The sequence below is a fragment of the Bradyrhizobium sp. Pha-3 genome (genome assembly GCF_042258325.1).
GTDB lineage: Bacteria > Pseudomonadota > Alphaproteobacteria > Rhizobiales > Xanthobacteraceae > Bradyrhizobium > Bradyrhizobium elkanii.
This window is the reverse complement of the sequence record NZ_CP170151.1, coordinates 1,653,557-1,670,419: the sequence shown is the minus strand read 5'-3', so window position 1 is coordinate 1,670,419 and position 16,863 is coordinate 1,653,557. Positions and strand designations below refer to the sequence as shown.

The 16,863-nt window shown below is 65.0% G+C and carries 16 protein-coding genes; 14 read left to right on the top strand and 2 right to left on the bottom strand.

Annotated elements, in window-relative coordinates; genetic code table 11:
* The first annotated feature begins 28 nt into the window (after positions 1-28).
* Together ACE10X_RS08035 and ACE10X_RS08030 are read left to right on the top strand one after the other, a co-directional pair.
* Positions 29-1,441: an EAL domain-containing protein gene (locus ACE10X_RS08035; RefSeq protein ID WP_038388157.1), complete on the top strand. Its 1,413-nt coding sequence runs from the start codon at positions 29-31 to the stop codon at positions 1,439-1,441.
* A 15-nt stretch (positions 1,442-1,456) separates the two neighbouring features.
* Positions 1,457-2,311, top strand: coding sequence for a TIGR01459 family HAD-type hydrolase (locus tag ACE10X_RS08030; RefSeq protein ID WP_038388156.1), 855 nt, complete (start codon positions 1,457-1,459; stop codon positions 2,309-2,311).
* Between the two features lie 336 nt (positions 2,312-2,647).
* Here ACE10X_RS08030 and ACE10X_RS08025 read toward each other — a convergent pair whose 3' ends face one another.
* Positions 2,648-3,043 carry a response regulator gene (locus ACE10X_RS08025; protein WP_016844467.1) on the bottom strand — a complete coding sequence of 132 codons (396 nt, stop codon included), beginning with the start codon at positions 3,041-3,043 and terminating at the stop codon, positions 2,648-2,650.
* A 214-nt stretch (positions 3,044-3,257) separates the two neighbouring features.
* Between ACE10X_RS08025 and ACE10X_RS08020 the strand changes: the two genes are divergently transcribed.
* The 9 genes from ACE10X_RS08020 to arfB all read left to right on the top strand — a co-directional run bounded on the left by ACE10X_RS08020 (position 3,258) and on the right by arfB (position 14,581).
* On the top strand, positions 3,258-4,229 hold the full coding sequence (locus ACE10X_RS08020; RefSeq protein ID WP_038388155.1) for a bifunctional riboflavin kinase/FAD synthetase: 972 nt from the start codon (positions 3,258-3,260) through the stop codon (positions 4,227-4,229).
* Positions 4,226-4,777, top strand: coding sequence for a sugar O-acetyltransferase (locus tag ACE10X_RS08015; protein WP_375764137.1), 552 nt, complete (start codon positions 4,226-4,228; stop codon positions 4,775-4,777). Before ACE10X_RS08020 ends, ACE10X_RS08015 begins: the two co-directional genes overlap by 4 nt.
* 421 nt (positions 4,778-5,198) lie before the next feature.
* Positions 5,199-8,249 (top strand): isoleucine--tRNA ligase, encoded by a 3,051-nt coding sequence (gene ileS, locus ACE10X_RS08010; protein ID WP_375764136.1) that lies wholly within the window; start codon positions 5,199-5,201, stop codon positions 8,247-8,249.
* 98 nt (positions 8,250-8,347) lie between these two features.
* The gene (lspA, locus tag ACE10X_RS08005) at positions 8,348-8,890 is read left to right on the top strand and encodes a signal peptidase II (RefSeq protein WP_193375455.1); all 543 of its coding nucleotides are present in this window, start codon (positions 8,348-8,350) and stop codon (positions 8,888-8,890) included.
* Between the two features lie 100 nt (positions 8,891-8,990).
* The gene (locus tag ACE10X_RS08000) at positions 8,991-9,722 is read left to right on the top strand and encodes a hypothetical protein (protein ID WP_028341057.1); all 732 of its coding nucleotides are present in this window, start codon (positions 8,991-8,993) and stop codon (positions 9,720-9,722) included.
* Positions 9,723-9,874: 152 nt separating this feature from the next.
* Complete coding sequence (locus ACE10X_RS07995) at positions 9,875-11,269, top strand: M16 family metallopeptidase (protein ID WP_375764135.1); 1,395 nt, start codon at positions 9,875-9,877, stop codon at positions 11,267-11,269.
* Positions 11,266-12,630, top strand: a complete 1,365-nt coding sequence (locus ACE10X_RS07990) for a pitrilysin family protein (protein WP_162136689.1) — start codon at positions 11,266-11,268, stop codon at positions 12,628-12,630. Before ACE10X_RS07995 ends, ACE10X_RS07990 begins: the two co-directional genes overlap by 4 nt.
* A gap of 293 nt (positions 12,631-12,923) precedes the next feature.
* The gene (locus ACE10X_RS07985) at positions 12,924-14,021 is read left to right on the top strand and encodes an ISAs1 family transposase (RefSeq protein ID WP_038389016.1); all 1,098 of its coding nucleotides are present in this window, start codon (positions 12,924-12,926) and stop codon (positions 14,019-14,021) included.
* A 140-nt stretch (positions 14,022-14,161) separates the two neighbouring features.
* Entirely contained in the window at positions 14,162-14,581 is a 420-nt protein-coding gene (gene arfB / locus ACE10X_RS07980) for an alternative ribosome rescue aminoacyl-tRNA hydrolase ArfB (protein ID WP_038388029.1), read from the top strand.
* Positions 14,582-14,838: 257 nt separating this feature from the next.
* Here arfB and ACE10X_RS07975 read toward each other — a convergent pair whose 3' ends face one another.
* A complete protein-coding gene (locus ACE10X_RS07975) occupies positions 14,839-15,144 on the bottom strand; it encodes a hypothetical protein (RefSeq protein WP_038388017.1) in 306 nt (101 codons plus the stop codon).
* Between the two features lie 390 nt (positions 15,145-15,534).
* On the opposite strand from ACE10X_RS07975, the gene ACE10X_RS07970 reads away from it, so the two are divergent.
* From ACE10X_RS07970 to ACE10X_RS07960, 3 genes are read left to right on the top strand one after another with little or no spacing between them, the layout of a single operon-like run.
* Positions 15,535-15,855, top strand: a complete 321-nt coding sequence (locus ACE10X_RS07970) for a cytochrome c family protein (RefSeq protein WP_038388030.1) — start codon at positions 15,535-15,537, stop codon at positions 15,853-15,855.
* Entirely contained in the window at positions 15,856-16,251 is a 396-nt protein-coding gene (locus tag ACE10X_RS07965; protein ID WP_038388018.1) for a VOC family protein, read from the top strand. It abuts the gene before it with no gap.
* Positions 16,252-16,304: 53 nt separating this feature from the next.
* On the top strand, positions 16,305-16,853 hold the full coding sequence (locus tag ACE10X_RS07960) for a twin-arginine translocation pathway signal (RefSeq protein WP_038388019.1): 549 nt from the start codon (positions 16,305-16,307) through the stop codon (positions 16,851-16,853).
* The last annotated feature ends 10 nt before the right edge of the window (positions 16,854-16,863 follow it).

Sequence of the window (16,863 nt, the reverse complement as noted above, 5' to 3'; positions counted from 1 at the left end):
GTTCGGACAGAGGGCGCGGGCGCGCGACATGATTCGCATTTCGACGATCTTCATCGCCATCTGCATGGTGCTGCTCGCAGCCTCGCTCGGCTTCGTGCTGTATTCGGTGGCGGGCATCAGCGGATCGGAATCGGCGATCGTGGCGCTCACCGCCCTCACCTGCCTGATCCTTTACAATGCGGTCTCGATGCGGCTGCGTGACCGCAGCGATGTCGGCGGCCAGATCGCGGATCTGTCGCGCGGCACCGCCGACCTTGCCCGCCAAGTCGCCGAGTTCGGCCGCCGGCTGGCCGCAGTCGAAGGCCGCGTCGCCTCGGCCAACTCCACCGGTGCCGACCGGATGCAGGGCATGGCCGGCGAGATCAGCGAGCTCGGTGGACTGGTGCGGCAGCTTGCGGCATCCGTCGCCCATCATGAGGACCTGCTGGCGGCGGCTCCGGCGGTGCAGCCGGTCGCGTCCCCGCGCGACGATGTGCTGCAACGGGTCGCGCCGGCGCCGACCGTCGTGGTTGCGCCTCCGCCGACACCTGCGGCTCCGCCGGAGGTCTCGCGCAGCCAGACCCAGCTGATCGGCGCGATCAAGCAGGCCATCGACGAGAACCGCCTCGACATCTACCTGCAGCCGATGGTGACGCTGCCGCAACGCAAGGTGCGCTACTACGAGGCGGTGACGCGGCTGCGCGACGAGCGCGACCAGGTGCTGGCCGCCGAGGATTTCATCGAGGCGGCCGAGGCCGGCGGCCTGATCGGCCGCATCGATCACATGGTGATGCTTCGCTGCGTCCAGGTGCTGCGCCGCCTGATGATCCGCAGCAAGGATGTCGGCGTGTTCTGCAACGTCTCGGCGGCGACGCTGTCCAGCCCGGCGCATTTCACCCAGTGTCTCGACTTCCTCGAGGCCAACCGCGCGCTGGCGCCGTCCTTCGTGCTCGAGTTCAAGCAAGCGACCTTCCGCAATCTCGGCCCGACCGAGAGCGAGAATCTCGCGGCGCTGGCGCAGCGCGGCTACCGGTTCTCGATCGACCATGTCAGCGACCTCCGCCTCGAGCCGCGCGAGCTCGCCGATCGCGGTGTCCGCTTCATCAAGGTGCCGGCGGCGCTGCTGCTTGACGCCAAGCAGATCGCGAGCACCGATATCCATCCTTCCGATCTGTCCGACCTGCTCGGCCGCTACGGCATCGACCTGATCGCCGAACGGATCGAGGGCGAGCGCTCGGTGGTCGACCTGCTCGACTACGATGTCCGGTTCGGCCAGGGGTTCCTGTTCGCGCCGCCGCGGCCGTTGCGGCCGGAGGGGGCATCTGCTACCGCCGAGGCTCCGCAGACCAACCCCCAGGATCTTAATGGCGCCAGCACTTCAGCCCCTGTCTCCGGCCCCGCAGCCCCGCCGCGCGCAACCGGCAGCGCCGCGCTGGCGCGCCGCGCCCTCGGTCCAAACTAGCCGGCCAATTGCATCATGACCTCGCTGCGTTACGTAGAGCGGCTGCGCGATCTCATTGGCGGCGTCGACGTCGTGCTGTCGGACATCTGGGGCGTCGTGCACAACGGGCTCGAGTCCTTTCCCGAGGCCTGCGAGGCATTGCACACGTTCCGCCAGAAAGGCGGCACGGTCATCCTGATCACCAACGCGCCGCGGCCGGCCGATTCCGTGCAGCGACAGCTGCGCAAGCTCGGCGTCGCCGACGAGACCTATGATGCGATCGTCTCTTCGGGCGACCTGACGCGCCACTTCGTGGCCGATCATCCCGGCCAGAAGATCTTCTGGATCGGCCCGGAGCGCGACAGCTCGATCCATCGCGGCCTCGACGCCACGCTGGTGCCGCTGGAGCAGGCCGACTACATCATCTGCACCGGCCTGTTCGACGACGAGACCGAGTCGGCCGAAGATTACCGCGACACCCTGCTGAAGGCGCTCGAGCGCAACCTCACGCTCGTCTGCGCCAATCCCGATATCGTGGTCGAGCGCGGCGACCGGCTGATCTATTGCGCCGGGGCGGTCGCCGAACTCTATCGCGAGCTCGGCGGCGAGGTGATCTTCTACGGCAAGCCGCACCGGCCGATCTATGAGCGCGCCATGGCGCTGGCCACCGAGCGCCGCGGGGGTCCGACCGAGCTCAGCCGCGTGCTCGCGATCGGCGATTCCGTGCGCACCGATCTCACCGGCGCCCTTGGCTTCGGCATCGATCTCCTGTTCGTCACCCGCGGCATCCATTCCGAACAGTTCGAGGGCATCGAGCAGCTCGATGCGGCCTCGATCAAGGAATTGTTCGGCCATCCGCCACGCGCGCTGATGCGCGAGCTGAAGTGGTAGCGGCCACCCCCGCAGGGGCGCGCCGCCAAAATATCGAAAACAACCCCATGCAAAGGAGTCGGCGGCGGCCGACGTTCGACCAGCCAACTTGACACGTCGGGCAACTCAGGGATATTCTTCTAATATTCCGAAATCGTGCAATCCGCGTCATGCTTTAGCCCCGTCATCCTGAGGAGCGCGCTCTTGCGCGCGTCTCGAAGGATGCACGGCCACCAGCCGGGCCGTCGACCCTTCGAGACGCCGCTTCGCGGCCCTCAGGGTGACGGTGAGGCGGCGCTGGTCATTCGCTAACGCGCGATGAGATGAGGATGAATCGTGATGCGATGGGCGGGCGTCTTACGCCGTCGCCATGTCCGGGAAGACCGCCTCGATCTTGGTCTTCAGCGTGGCCGCGTTGAACGGCTTGACGATGTAGTTGTTCACGCCGGCCTTCTTGGCCGCGATCACGTTCTCGGTCTTGGATTCCGCCGTGATCATGATGAAGGGCGTGGTCGCAAGGTTGGGATCGGCGCGGACTTCCTTGAGCAGGTCGTAGCCGGTCATCGGCTCCATGTTCCAGTCGGAAATCACCAGGCCATACTTCTTGCCGCGCATCTTGTTCAGCGCTGCGGAGCCGTCGGAGGCATCGTCGATATTCTCGAATCCAAGCTGCTTGAGAAGATTCCGGATGATGCGGATCATGGTGCTGTAATCATCAACCACCAGAACCGGCATGGACAAATCAACCGCCATCTTTCCCCCCAAAACAACAAACGCAACTTGGCTTCTGCACGAACGCAGCTTTCCGCCAACGACTAACAGCAGCCGTTAAACAGCGCGTTAACCGGCTGAATCCGGATTGTTACGGATTTGACGCGATTTTCGTTAGCCTTGACTTCCACGCCGCCGCCGCGTCACGGTCCGGCCCGCACCAATCATGCTTAAGAATCCTTGAAGAATACCGCTCATGAGCACCGGCTTTACCGTTATCCGCGACAACACCCCCGCAAGCGCCATTCCGAAAGGCGCCGTGGTCGCGATGGGGAATTTCGATGGCGTCCATCTCGGTCACCGCGCCGTGATCGGCGCGGCGCTTGCGATGGGCAGAGCACACGGCGTACCCGCGCTCGCCGTGACCTTCGAGCCGCATCCGCGCAGCTTCTTCAGCCCGAACACCCCGCAATTCCGTCTCACGGACGAGACCAACAAGCTGCGGCTGCTCGCGGCCACCGGGCTCGCCGGTGCCGTCGTGATGACGTTCGACAAGGCGCGCGCCGGCACCTCGGCACAGGATTTCATTCACCACGACCTGATCGGCCGGCTCGGCATCAGCGGGATCGCAGTCGGTTACGACTTCCATTTCGGCAAGGGCCGGGTCGGCTCGCCGAGCCTCCTGGTCAGCGAAGCGCCGCGGCTCGGCATCGAGGTCGACGTGCAGGCCCATGTCGACATCGAGGAACGCCCGGTTTCCTCCAGCGCCATCCGCATGGCGCTCACCGAGGGCGAGATCGCGGATGCGACCACGATGCTGGGCGGACCGTGGTTCGTCACCGGCAAGGTGATCCACGGCGAGAAGCGCGGCCGCGACCTCGGCTACCCCACCGCCAATATCCGCCTCGACAAGCATTGCGGCCTGAAGCACGGCATCTACGCGGTGCGGGTCGGCAAGGGCTCGCAACGGTTCGACGGTGTCGCCAGCTTCGGGCGCCGGCCGACCTTCGACAACGGCGCGCCGCTGCTCGAAGTGTTCCTGTTCGACTTCAAGGGCGATCTGTACGACGCGGCCCTTGATGTCGCATTCATCGGTTTCATTCGTGAAGAGCTGAAATTCGACACCATCGAGGCGTTGATACGCCAGATGGATGACGACAGCGCCAAGGCGCGCACGCTACTTGCCGCAGCGCCCGACGCGTTCCCGCAGCTCGGAGTGATTGGTTGAACAGGACTGAAAAGCAAAAAATGCTGGCGGGCGAGCTGTATCGCCCGGATGCAGAGCTCGCCGCCGACCATACCGCGGCGGAACACTGGATGACGCGCTACAATGCGGCCGGCGCATCGTCCGCGGCCGAGCTGCACGCGCTGCTCGGCGAGCGCTTCCGCAAGGTCGGCAGGGATGCCGTGATCCGGCCGCCGTTCTTTTGCGACTACGCCAGCAATATCAGCCTCGGCGATGGCGTGTTCCTCAACTTCAATTGCGTCATCCTCGACGTCGTCGAGGTCGTGATCGGCGATCGGACCCAGATCGGACCCGCGGTGCAGATCTATACCGCCGACCACCCGCGCGATGCCGAAACCCGCCGCGCCGGGCTGGAATTCGGCCGCCCGATCCGGATCGGCAGCGACGTCTGGATCGGCGGGGGTGCCATCATCCTGCCCGGCGTCACGATCGGCGACGGCGCCCTGGTCGGGGCCGGCAGCGTGGTCACACAGAACGTCGCCCCCGGCGCAATCGTGGCCGGAAATCCGGCCCGGGCACTGGCTGCCTAGAGCGGGATGAAGTCAGGTTGAATCGGTTTGACCGCGGGTTCGGTCCACCTCTCCCCGGCGGGGAGAGGTCGATTTGCGCAGCAAATCGGGTGAGGGGCCGCAGCTCCACCGAGAGACCTTAACCCCTCACCCGGCGCTTCGCGCCGACCTCTCCCAAGGGAGAGGTGAACTCGCCGCTGTCGCTCCAGCTCAACCAAGTCCCGCTCCAGGGGCGGTCCCGCGGTACGGGCCGCCGGCAACCGGGGGCTTTGCGATTTCCCCGTCCGGCTGCTATGGAAACCCCATGTTTTCGCGGCGCATCATACGGATTAGCTGCCCGGCTTCCGCCTGAGCCTGAAGGCTCGGCGCAAGACCGGGACTTCGCCGTTTCACCCGCGATTGATCGCGTATCCGCGCCCGCACCTGCCAAATCAGAGCCTTCATGTCCGACAAGCCGCAAAAGACCGACGCCCAAAAGACTGACGTTAGGGACTATTCCAAGACCCTTTACCTGCCGCAGACGGAATTCCCGATGCGCGCCGGCCTGCCCCAGCGCGAGCCGGAAATCCTGAAATACTGGAACGAGATCGGCCTCTACGACAGGCTCCGCCGGGAAGCCGAGGGCCGTGCCAAATTCGTGCTGCATGACGGCCCGCCCTACGCCAACGGCAACATCCATATCGGGCACGCGCTGAACAAGATCCTCAAGGACGTCGTGACCAAGAGCCAGCAGATGCTCGGCTTCGACTCCAACTACGTGCCGGGCTGGGACTGCCACGGCCTGCCGATCGAATGGAAGATCGAGGAGGAGAACTACCGCTCCAAGGGCAAGCAGAAGCCCGATTTCCGCGACTCGGCGGCGATGGTCGCGTTCCGTAGGGAATGCCGCGCCTATGCGACGCACTGGATCAACGTGCAGCGCGAGGAGTTCAAGCGGCTCGGCATCATCGGCGACTGGGATCATCCCTACCAGACGATGAGCTATCCGGCCGAAGCCCAGATCGCCCGCGAGCTGATGAAGTTCGCGGCCAACGGCACGCTCTATCGCGGCTCGAAGCCCGTGATGTGGAGCGTGGTCGAGAAGACCGCGCTTGCCGAAGCCGAGGTCGAATACGAGGACTACACCTCCGACATGGTGTGGGTGAAATTCCCGGTCACCTCGCCGGCGCATGGCGCACTGGCCAATGCCTCGGTCGTGATCTGGACCACCACGCCGTGGACGCTGCCCGGCAACCGCGCCATCTCGTTCTCGCCGAAGATCGCCTATGGCCTCTACAAGGTGACCGAAGCGCCCGCCGACAATTGGGCGAAGACCGGCGATCTCCTGATCCTGGCCGACGCGCTTGCCGCCGAGGTGTTCAAGCAGGCGCGCGTCACGTCCTATGACAAGGTCCGCGATATTCCCGGCGACACGCTGGACGCCGTGGAATGCGCCCATCCGCTGCGCGGCCTCGGTGGCGGCTACGAATTCATCGTGCCGCTGCTCGCCGGCGAGCATGTCACCGACGACACCGGCACCGGATTCGTGCACACCGCGCCGAGCCACGGCCGCGAGGACTTCGACGTCTGGACGGCCAACACCCGCGAGCTCGATGCGCGCGGCATCCCGACGGCGATCCCCTATACGGTCGACGAGAACGGCGCGTTTACCGCGCAGGCTCCGGGCTTCACCGGCAAACGCGTGCTCAACGACAAGGGCGAGAAGGGTGACGCCAACGAGGCCGTGATCAAGGCGCTGATCGAGGCCGGCAAGCTGCTCGCGCGCGGCCGCCTCAAGCATCAGTATCCGCACTCCTGGCGGTCCAAGAAGCCGGTGATCTTCCGCAACACGCCGCAATGGTTCATCGCGATGGATAAGCCCATCGTAGACGCCCCGGGCAAGCCCGGGGCTACGGACATCGCCGAGAATGGCCATGCGAAGAAGGGCGACACGCTGCGCGCCCGCGCGCTGCACGCGATCTCTGTCACACAATGGGTGCCGCCGGCCGGCGAGAACCGCATCAACGGCATGATCGCCAACCGTCCCGACTGGGTGATCTCGCGGCAGCGCGCCTGGGGCGTGCCGATCGCCGTGTTCGTGCGCGAGAACAGCGACGGTTCGGCCGCGATCCTGCAGGACGGGGTCGTCAACCAGCGCATCACCGAGGCGTTCATGGAGGAAGGCGCCGACGCCTGGTACATGGACGGCGCCCGCGAGCGTTTCCTCGGGTCACGCGCGTCCGAGAACTGGAAGAAGGTCGACGACATCTGCGACGTCTGGTTCGATTCCGGCTCCACGCACGCCTTCGTGCTGGAAGACCGGCAGAACTTCCCGCAGCTCGGCAACATCGTCCGCAAGGTCGATGGCGGCAACGACACCGTGATGTATCTCGAAGGCAGCGACCAGCATCGCGGCTGGTTCCACTCGTCGCTGCTGGAAAGTGCCGGCACGCGCGGGCGCGCGCCCTACGACATCGTGCTGACCCACGGCTTCACGCTCGACGAGAACGGCCGCAAGATGTCGAAGTCGCTCGGCAACACCGTCGAGCCGCAAAAGGTGATCAAGGATTCCGGCGCGGATATCCTGCGCCTGTGGGTGTGCGCCACCGACTATGCCGACGACCAGCGCATCGGCCCGGAGATCCTCAAGAACACCATCGAGACCTACCGCAAGCTGCGCAACTCGATCCGCTGGATGCTCGGCACGCTGCATCATTTCAAGCCGAGCGAGAAGGTCGCCTTTGCCGAGATGCCCGAGCTCGAGCGGCTGATGCTGCACGAGCTCGCCGGCCACGCCGAGACCATCCGCAAGGCCTATGCCGACTTCGACTACAAGACCGTGGTCGCAAGCCTCGCGGCCTTCATGAACTCCGAGCTGTCGGCGTTCTACTTCGACATCCGCAAGGACACGCTGTATTGCGATCCGCCGTCCTCGGTGGCGCGCAAGGCGGCGCTGACCACGATCGATCTGCTCTGCGACGCGATCCTGAAATGGCTGGCGCCGATCCTCAGCTTCACCACCGACGAGGCCTGGCGGATGTATCGGCCGAACGCCGAGCCTTCGGTGCATCTGACGTTGTTCCCCGAAGGTCTCGAGCAGTTCCGCGACGACGCGCTTGCCGCGAAGTGGGAGACGGTCCGCAGCGTCCGCCGCGTCGTCACCGGCGCGCTCGAACTCGAACGCGCCGCCAAGCGGATCGGCTCCTCGCTCGAGGCATCGCCGGTGATCTACGTCGCCGACAGGCAGATGCTGGCCACATTGTTCGACATCGATCTCGCCGAGGTCTGCATCACCTCGAACTACGAGGTGCGCGAGGGCGAGGCGCCGGCGAACGCCTTCCGCCTCGATGCCGTGCCTGGGGTTGCGGTCGTGGTCGAGAAGGCGGTCGGCACCAAATGCGCCCGTTCGTGGAAGATCCTGCCGACGGTGGGCGAGGACCCCGAATATCCCGACGTCTCGCCGCGCGATGCGCAAGCGCTGCGCGAATGGAAGGCGCTGGACGTCACGGCCTAACCGTCGTCCCAGCGAAAGCAGGGACCCATAACCACCGCTGTCTAGAATGGACTGAGGTTGATGACTCCGAGTCATTCAAACAACACTTGGCACGGCGTATGGGTCCCGGCTTTCGCCGGGACGACACCTTTGGTGGGGCTCCGATGAATCCTCCCCTCCGCGCCGGTGTGCTGGCGGCGGTGATCACCCTGATCGCCGACCAGGCTTCCAAGCTCTGGCTGCTCCACGTCCTGGATATCGCGCGTCACGCCCCGGTGCGGGTGACGCCGTTCTTCGACCTGGTGCTCGCCTGGAATCCGGGGATCAGTTTCGGCTGGTTCCAGAGCGAAACCCCGGCGGCCCAGATCTTGCTGATGGTGATCAAGGCCGCGGCCGTGATCGCGCTGGCGATCTGGATGGCGCGGTCGCGGACCTGGCTCGCGACGGTGTCGCTCGGCCTGATCATCGGCGGCGCCATCGGGAACGGCATCGACCGCTTCGCCTATGGCGCGGTGGTCGATTTTGCCCTGCTTCATGCCGAGATCGGGGGAAAAACCTTCAATTGGTACATCTTCAACCTTGCCGATGTAGCCATCGTTGCTGGCGTGGCAGCCCTATTGTATGATTCCGTGGTGGGGACCCCCGCCGTAAAAGCGCCCTGATCCCGGCCGATACGAGCCGGTCAGCGGTCGACACCTGCTCAAGCGGAACTGTGCCTAAGCCAGTGATCGCTTTGGCGAATTTTGAGATGGGAATGGCGCGATGCGCAACACCAAAGCCCGCGGTTACCTGATCGAGACGTCCCGGCTGTCGCTGATGCGTGGCCTGCGCCTGGCGTTCGTCGCAGCCGGGATCGGCCTTGTCATGACGGCCGGCCCGGTGCGCGCCGGCGACGATGAGGATGACGGCGACGACGGCCTGACCTTCGAAGAGCGGATCGTCGACAATCTGATGACCGGGCTCGGCGCCAAGAGCGCGGCCAGCAAGGGCATCGACTACCGCGAGCGCTCGCCGCTGGTGGTGCCGCCCAAGCTCGATTTGCCCCCGCCGGCATCGACCGCCCAGGTCAACGCGCCGAACTGGCCGAAAGACCCCGATATCGCGGCGCGCAAGGCTGCGATCGCGGCGCGCAAGAAGGAAGTCAAGAAGGAGCCGTGGCAGTCGGCGGTGGCGTTGACGCCGGCCGAGATCGAGGCCGGCCGCAAGCAGCAGACCGCCACCGATGGCCGCAAGGAGCCGCTCGAGCCCGGCGTGAGCACCAATCCGTCGCTGATGCCGAGCCAGCTCGGTTACACCGGCGGCCTGCTCGGCATGTTCAAGGGGAACAGCAGCGAGTCCAAACCCTTCAAGGGCGAGCCGACGCGCGATTCCCTGACCGAGCCACCTCCGGGCTACCAGACGCCGTCCGCTGGCTATGCCTACGGCACCGGTCCGCAGGCGCCGATGGCGAAGGAAGGCCAGTACGACGTCATGACCGGAAAACCGGTGCAGTGATCGCTTGGCCTGTTCGGGCGAAGGCTGACATGAGCAAAGCTTAATGCGGAGCGGCGGGTGTCTCTCCGCTTCGTGACCATGGGCACGGCAACGACCGTGTACGATGGCTTGCTTTCGCGCCCCGGCCGTGTGTCCGGGCTTTCATAAGGACCATGATGCGCTCTCGCCGATCGATCGCCCTGTTCGCTGCCGCATTTGTTTCCACCATCCCGCTGCCGGGTGCCAGCCTCCGCGCCCAGACCACCGTCACCTCGGAACGCCCCGCCAGTTTCACGCTCGACAACGGCCTGCAGGTCGTGGTGATCCCCGACCACCGCACGCCGGTGGTGACGCAGATGATCTGGTACAAGGTCGGCTCGGCCGACGAGACGCCCGGCAAGTCGGGCCTCGCGCATTTTCTCGAGCATCTGATGTTCAAGGGCACCGCCAAGCATCCGGCCGGCGAGTTCTCGCAGACCGTGCTGCGCGTCGGCGGCAATGAGAACGCCTTCACCTCGGTCGACTACACCGGGTACTTCCAGCGCGTGCCGCGCGAGCAGCTGCCGACCATGATGGAGTTCGAGGCCGACCGCATGACCGGCCTGATCCTCAAGGACGAGAACGTGCTGCCCGAGCGCGATGTCGTCCTCGAGGAGTTCAACATGCGGGTTGCCAACAACCCGGATGCAAGGCTGACCGAGCAGATCATGGCCGCGCTCTATCTCAACCATCCCTATGGCCGGCCGGTGATCGGCTGGCACCAGGAGATCGAGAAGCTCGACCGCGAGGATGCGCTCGCCTTCTACCGGCGCTTCTATGCGCCGAACAACGCGATCCTGGTCATCGCCGGCGACGTCGACGTCAAGGATATCCGCCCGCTGGTCGAGAAGAATTTCGGCCCGATCCCGGCGCAGCATGCGATCCCCGAAAAGCGGGTCCGGCCGCAGGAGCCGACACCGGCCGCGCCGCGCACCGTGACGCTGTCGGATCCGCGCGTCGAGCAGCCGAGCCTGCGCCGCTATTACCTCGTGCCCTCGGCGACAACAGCGGCTTCAGGCGAGAGCCAGGCGCTCGATGTGCTCGCGCAGTTGATGGGCGGCGGCGCCAACTCCTATCTCTATCGCTCACTGGTGATCGACAAGGGCCTCGCGATCTCGGCCGGCGCCGGCTACCAGGGCACCTCGCTCGATCCGTCGCAATTCTCGATCTCGGTGACGCCGAAACCCGGCGTCGAGTTCGCGCAGATCGAGGACGCGATCGACAAGGTGATCGCCGACCTCGCGCAGAACCCGGCGCGCGCCGAGGATCTCGAACGGGTCAAGACCCAGCTCATCGCGGAGGCGATCTACGCCCAGGACAACCAGGCGACGCTGGCACGCTGGTATGGCGGCGCGCTGACCACCGGGCTCAGCATCGAGGATATCCGCAGCTGGCCGGATCGCATTCGCGCCGTCACCGCCGAGCAGGTGCGCACTGCCGCCGCCAGCTGGCTCGACAAGAAGCGGTCGGTGACCGGCTATCTGATCAAGGATACTACTGCGCCGAAACGCGAGGAGAAGCGCTCGTGATCTATTCCCTCACCCGCCGTGCGGCGCTGATCGGCGGCGCCTGCGCCGCGCTGCTGACGCTGACGTCGGCGCCCTCGCAGGCCGCGGCCAAGATCCAGCGGCTGGTATCGCCCGGCGGCATCGAGGCGTGGTTCGTGCAGGACGCGACCGTGCCGCTGATCGCAATGGAATATTCCTTCAGCGGCGGCGCCAGCCAGGATCCGCCCGGCAAGCCCGGCGTCGGCAATCTGGTCGCCGACCTGCTCGACGAAGGCTCCGGCGATCTCGATTCCAAGACCTATCATGAGCGGCTCGAGCGCCGCGCCATCGAGCTCGGCTTCCAGTCGAACCGCGATCAATTCCGCGGCTCGCTGCGCATGCTCAAGGACAACAAGGACGAAGCCTACGACCTGTTGCGGATGGCGCTGACCTCGCCGCATTTCGAGCCGAAGGACGTCGAACGGATCCGCGCCCAGGTGATCGCCAATCTGCGCCGCGAATCGACCAATCCGTCCTCGCTCGCCGGCCGCAAATTCCTCGAGCTCGCATTCGGCGATCATCCCTATGCCAGGACGGCCACCGGCACGCTCGACAGCGTGCCGACCATCCAGATCCCGGATCTCAAGGACTATACCCGCCGCATCATCGCCAAGGATACGCTGCGCGTTGCCGTGGTCGGCGACGTCGATGCCGATACGCTCGGCAAGCTGCTGGACAAGACCTTTGGCGGCCTGCCGGCGAAGGCCGAATTGACGCCCGTCCCCGACGTCGTGGCGACCAGGCCGCCGCAGCGCGCCTTCGTCCCGCTCGACGTGCCGCAGACCGTCGTCACCTTCGGCGGGCCCGGCATTGCCAGGCACGACCCGGATTTCATGGCGGCCTATGTGGTGAACCACATTCTCGGCGGCGGCGGGCTGTCGTCGCGGCTCTACAAGGAAGTGCGCGAGAAGCGCGGGCTGGCCTACTCGATCTATGAAGCGCTGGTCTGGATGGATCACTCCGCGCTGTTCATCGGCAACACCGGCACCCGCGCCGACCGCGCCGGGGAGACCGTCGATGCGATCGAAGCGGAAGTCCGCCGCATCGCCGAGGAAGGTCCGACGCAGAAGGAACTCGACGAGGCGAAGTCCTACCTGAAGGGCTCGCAGATGCTGGCGCTCGACACCTCCTCCAAGCTCGCGCAGGCGATGCTGCAATACCAGCTCGACAAGCTGCCGATCGATTACGTCGAGAAGCGCAACGCCATCGTCGACGCGGTGACGCTCGACGACGCCAAGCGGGTCGCCAGGAGGCTCTGGGGCAACGGCCTGCTCACCGCAATCGTCGGCCGCGCCCCGCAAGCCGCGGCGCAGCCGGTGTCGGCGCCGCCGAAGGCGAACTGACGCTTTTCGGCGGGCGTCCACTTCTTCATACACCACCGTTGTGGCCACCCCTCTCCCCACCTTCCCCGCAAGGGGGGAGGGAGCATGAAGGCCGTGCTCACCTCACACACTGCCAACACGGGCACTGATGCTTGGATTGGCTCTGACGCTTCGATCGTTAGGGACGCGCAAGCGGGTGGGCTCCCTCCCCCCCCCCTTGCGGGCAGGGGAATCGCATGTGTGCGCGTGCAAGTAGTTGCCGAATCGAAGGAAAGGGATTCTGAAGGCAGTTCCTGATCTGAAGGGAGCGGCCGATGCAACGATTTGCCGAGTGCTTTGAGGATTTGCCGGACCCGCGGGCCGACAACGCGCTGCATGACCTGACCGAGATCTTGTTCATCGCGCTGATGGCGACGCTGTGCGGGGCGACGAGTTGCACCGATATGGCGCTGTTTGCCCGGATGAAGGCCTACCTTTGGCAGGATGTGCTGGTGCTCAGGAACGGCCTGCCGAGCCACGACACGTTCAGTCGGGTGTTCCGGATGCTCGACCCGAAGGCGTTTGAGGTCGCGTTCCGGCGTTTTATGAAGGATTTTGCGCAAGGCGCGAAGATCAAGCGGCCGCGCGGTGTGATCGCGCTCGACGGCAAAGCGTTGCGACGCGGCTACGAACGCGGCAGGAGCCACATGCCGCCGGTGATGGTGACCGCCTGGGCGGCGCAGACGCGCATGGCGCTTGCCAATGTGCTGGCGCCGAACAACAACGAAGTCGACGGTGCCCTGCAGTTGCTTGAGCTCTTGCAGCTCAAGGGCTGCGTAGTCACGGCCGATGCCCTGCATTGCCACCGCGCGATGGCCAAAGCGATCGTGGCACGGGGCGGTGACTACGTGCTGGCGGTGAAGGCGAACCAGCCCGCTCTGTTGGAGGATGCCAAAGCCGCAATCTGCGCCGTCAAACGCAAGGGCAAGACTTCGCTCGCCACCACCGATGCGGACCATGGACGCACCGACAAGCGTGTTGCTCTCGTTGCGCCGGCTCCCGGCATGGCCAAGAAGCACGACTTCCCGGGCCTCAAAGCTGTCGCCCGCATCACCAGCAAGCGTGGACAGGACGACACGGTCGAGCGCTACTTCCTGATGAGCCGCCCCTACAGCCGCAAAGACGTCCTGCGTATCGTCCGCGCTCATTGGGGCATCGAAAATAACCTGCACTGGCCGCTCGATGTCACCCTCGACGAGGACCTCGCCCGCAACCGCAAGGACAACGGGCCGGCCAACCTGGCCGTGCTCAGGCGCCTGGCCCTCAACGTCGCCCAAGCCCACCCGGACACGACAGGCTCCTTGCGCGGCAAGCTCAAACGCGCCGGATGGAACGATGCGTTCCTCTTCGAACTCCTCGGTCACATGCGATAGCCCTGCCCTTGCGGGGGAGGGTTGGGGAGAGGGGTGAGCCGCGGGCTCGAACCGCTGACGCAACGAACACCGCATCAACGCCACCCAAGCACACCCAAACCCGCTATTCTGCGGCCGCCGATTCTTCCATGGGTGATGTCATGCTGCGGGTGTCCCGCGACCTTGCGATCGACGAGAACGACATTGAGATCGTCTTTGTCCGCGCCTCCGGCCCGGGCGGGCAGAATGTCAACAAGGTCTCGACCGCGGCGCAGCTTCGCTTCGATACCAACAAGATTGCATTGCCGCCGGACGCCGCGCAGCGGCTGGCGCGGCTCGCCGGCAGCCGCATGACCAAGGACGGCGTGATCGTGATCCACGCCTTCCGCTTTCGCACCCAGGAACGCAATCGCGCTGATGCGATCGAGCGGCTGCTCGAGATGTTGAAGGAGGCGATGGTGCGGCCGACACCGCGGCGGCCGACCAAGCCGACGCTCGGCTCCAAGCAGCGCCGGCTCGAGGGCAAGAAGCGCCGCAGCGACATCAAGGCGGGACGCGGCACGCGCCGTTTCGACGACTAGATCATGATGCGTTTCCACGGAATCGCATCATGGTCTCATCTCCTTGTTTGAGCATGATCTTTTCGGAAAACCGGTTTCCACTTTTCCGGATCATGCTCCAGGGAACGCCGGACGCAGCGCACGCGGCACTGCATCCGGGATCCGGTCAGCGTAACCAGACGCGTTTTCGCGCGAAGCGGATGCCGGTTCGCGCGAAGGAAACGAGTCAGAACAAGAAGCTTGAGCTTTGGTTCTGATCAATCAGAACCGGGAAGGCTCTAGTACTTCTTGGTTGCAGGCGCCATCTCGGAACCGCCCGACTTCGGTGCCGTGCGTCCGCTGCCGACCGTTCCCTTGCTGCCTGACTTGGCGGTGGCACCGCTCTTCTGCGTCGGCGCGCCAGGCTGGGCCGCCATTTCCTCATCGCCGCTGCCGGACATGCCGCCGCCCTGCTGCATGGTACCTCTGCCCTGCGCACCGCCGCGAAGCTGGGTATCCGGTGCAGTCGTTCCCTGTGCCAGGACCGGGCCGGCCATCGCGGCCGAGATGGCAAGGGCGAGCACGCTGGTTTTTGCAAACGTCATCCAATTCTCCTGGGATTTTAATTGACGATGGAGGAGCGGCGCAGGTGGTGCGCCGTTTGCAGCGCCGACCCTGAACCCCATCGCGCAAGACTGCATTTTCCGCAAACGGCGCACGCGAGATGCAAGCTGCGTCGTGTGGTGATCGTGCAGGGATTTCGCGGTCATTTTGCGAAATTGTCGTCCGCATATGCGGCAACCACCGGTTCCGCGCCAGATCACCGCCCAGCTTTGTTCTGCTGTGAAACAGCCCGCTACTACCAACGGCGGATTTCAGCCTCCTACAGTCACCGCACAGAGGCGGTGATGTAGATGACAAAGCTGCGCGCAAGGTGGACGTTGGGGCTGGGATTTTGCAGCGCAATGCTTGCAGTGCAAATGACGGCTGCGCAAATGCCCTTGCCCGCCGCCAAGCCGCCCGATGGGGCGACTCTGTTCAAGCAGCAATGCGCGACCTGCCACACCACCAACATGTCGGATGCCGTCCGGCAGGGACCGTCGCTCTACGGGATCGTCGGCCGCCACGCCGGCAAGGCCGACGGCTTCAAATATTCCGCGGGCTTTGGCAAGGCCGATTTCGTCTGGGACGACGCCCGGCTCGATGCCTGGCTGACCAATCCGCAGGAGGTGATCCCGGGCGCCGTGATGGCCTACCGGCAGGCCAAGCCGGAAACCCGCGCCATGATCATCGCCTATCTGAAGGAGCTGAACTGAATGGCGAAACCCGTGCATTCGATGATCCGCGTGTTCGACGAAGCCAAAGCGCTCGACTTCTACCAGCGCGCGTTTGGCCTGGAGATCGCGGACAATCTGAGATTTCCCGATTTCGCGCTGATCTACCTGCGCCATCCCTCCTCGCCCTTCGAGGTCGAGCTCACGGTCAATTTCGATCGCAAGGAGCCCTACGCGCTCGGCGACGGCTACGGCCATCTCGCCGTCATCGTCGATGACGTCGATGCCGAGCACGCGCGCTTCGAGCAGGAGAAACTGTCGCCCGGGCCGCTGCGCGACTTCAAGCATGACGGCAAGACGCTGGCGCGCTTCTTCTTCGTCTCCGATCCCGACGGCTACAAGATCGAGGTGATCCAGCGCGGCGGGCGCTTCGGCTAGAGCATGCTCAAATGACAAGGCAATTGCACAAATAAAAATTGACGGAGGAACCCATGAGAGAAATCGATCGACGCAGCAAATATGACCGGCGTGTCTTTCTCAAAGGCGCGGCCGTTACCGCACCCGCAGTCGCAATTGCGACCTCGACGGGGCTCGGCATCGCCGATGCATGGGCCGAAGGCGCCACGACGCTGACGCCGGCCACGCTGAAGACGCTGCAGAAGATGGCGCGCGACATCTATCCGCACGATTTCCTCGGCGACAGCTACTACATAGCAGCGGTCAAGCCGTATGATGAGAAGGCGGCGAAGGATCCGGCGGTCAAGTCGCTGATCAATGACGGCGTCACGAGGCTCGATCAGGCGGCCAATGACCGCCACAAGATGCCTTATGTCCAGGTCGCCTGGGAAAACGACCGCGTCGCGCTGCTGCAACAGATCGAGCAAAGCGCCTTCTTCCAGAAGATCCGCGGCGACCTCATCGTCTCCATCTACAACAACAAGGAGGTGTGGCCGCGGTTCGGCTACGAGGGCTCCTCCGCCGAGCATGGCGGCTACATCAAGCGCGGCTTTGCCGATATCGACTGGCTGCCGAAGGTCTGAACGGGTCGGG

Coding starts and splice junctions, on each gene's coding strand:
- ACE10X_RS07975 (WP_038388017.1), bottom strand. CDS start 15,144: ATGACGTTTGCAAAAACCAGCGTGCTCGCCCTTGCCATCTCGGCCGCG.
- ACE10X_RS07995 (WP_375764135.1), top strand. CDS start 9,875: ATGATGCGCTCTCGCCGATCGATCGCCCTGTTCGCTGCCGCATTTGTT.
- ACE10X_RS07965 (WP_038388018.1), top strand. CDS start 15,856: ATGGCGAAACCCGTGCATTCGATGATCCGCGTGTTCGACGAAGCCAAA.
- arfB (WP_038388029.1), top strand. CDS start 14,162: ATGCTGCGGGTGTCCCGCGACCTTGCGATCGACGAGAACGACATTGAG.
- lspA (WP_193375455.1), top strand. CDS start 8,348: ATGGGTCCCGGCTTTCGCCGGGACGACACCTTTGGTGGGGCTCCGATG.
- ACE10X_RS08035 (WP_038388157.1), top strand. CDS start 29: ATGATTCGCATTTCGACGATCTTCATCGCCATCTGCATGGTGCTGCTC.
- ACE10X_RS08030 (WP_038388156.1), top strand. CDS start 1,457: ATGACCTCGCTGCGTTACGTAGAGCGGCTGCGCGATCTCATTGGCGGC.
- ACE10X_RS07970 (WP_038388030.1), top strand. CDS start 15,535: ATGCCCTTGCCCGCCGCCAAGCCGCCCGATGGGGCGACTCTGTTCAAG.
- ileS (WP_375764136.1), top strand. CDS start 5,199: ATGTCCGACAAGCCGCAAAAGACCGACGCCCAAAAGACTGACGTTAGG.
- ACE10X_RS07985 (WP_038389016.1), top strand. CDS start 12,924: ATGCAACGATTTGCCGAGTGCTTTGAGGATTTGCCGGACCCGCGGGCC.
- ACE10X_RS07960 (WP_038388019.1), top strand. CDS start 16,305: ATGAGAGAAATCGATCGACGCAGCAAATATGACCGGCGTGTCTTTCTC.
- ACE10X_RS08020 (WP_038388155.1), top strand. CDS start 3,258: ATGAGCACCGGCTTTACCGTTATCCGCGACAACACCCCCGCAAGCGCC.
- ACE10X_RS08025 (WP_016844467.1), bottom strand. CDS start 3,043: ATGGCGGTTGATTTGTCCATGCCGGTTCTGGTGGTTGATGATTACAGC.
- ACE10X_RS08000 (WP_028341057.1), top strand. CDS start 8,991: ATGCGCAACACCAAAGCCCGCGGTTACCTGATCGAGACGTCCCGGCTG.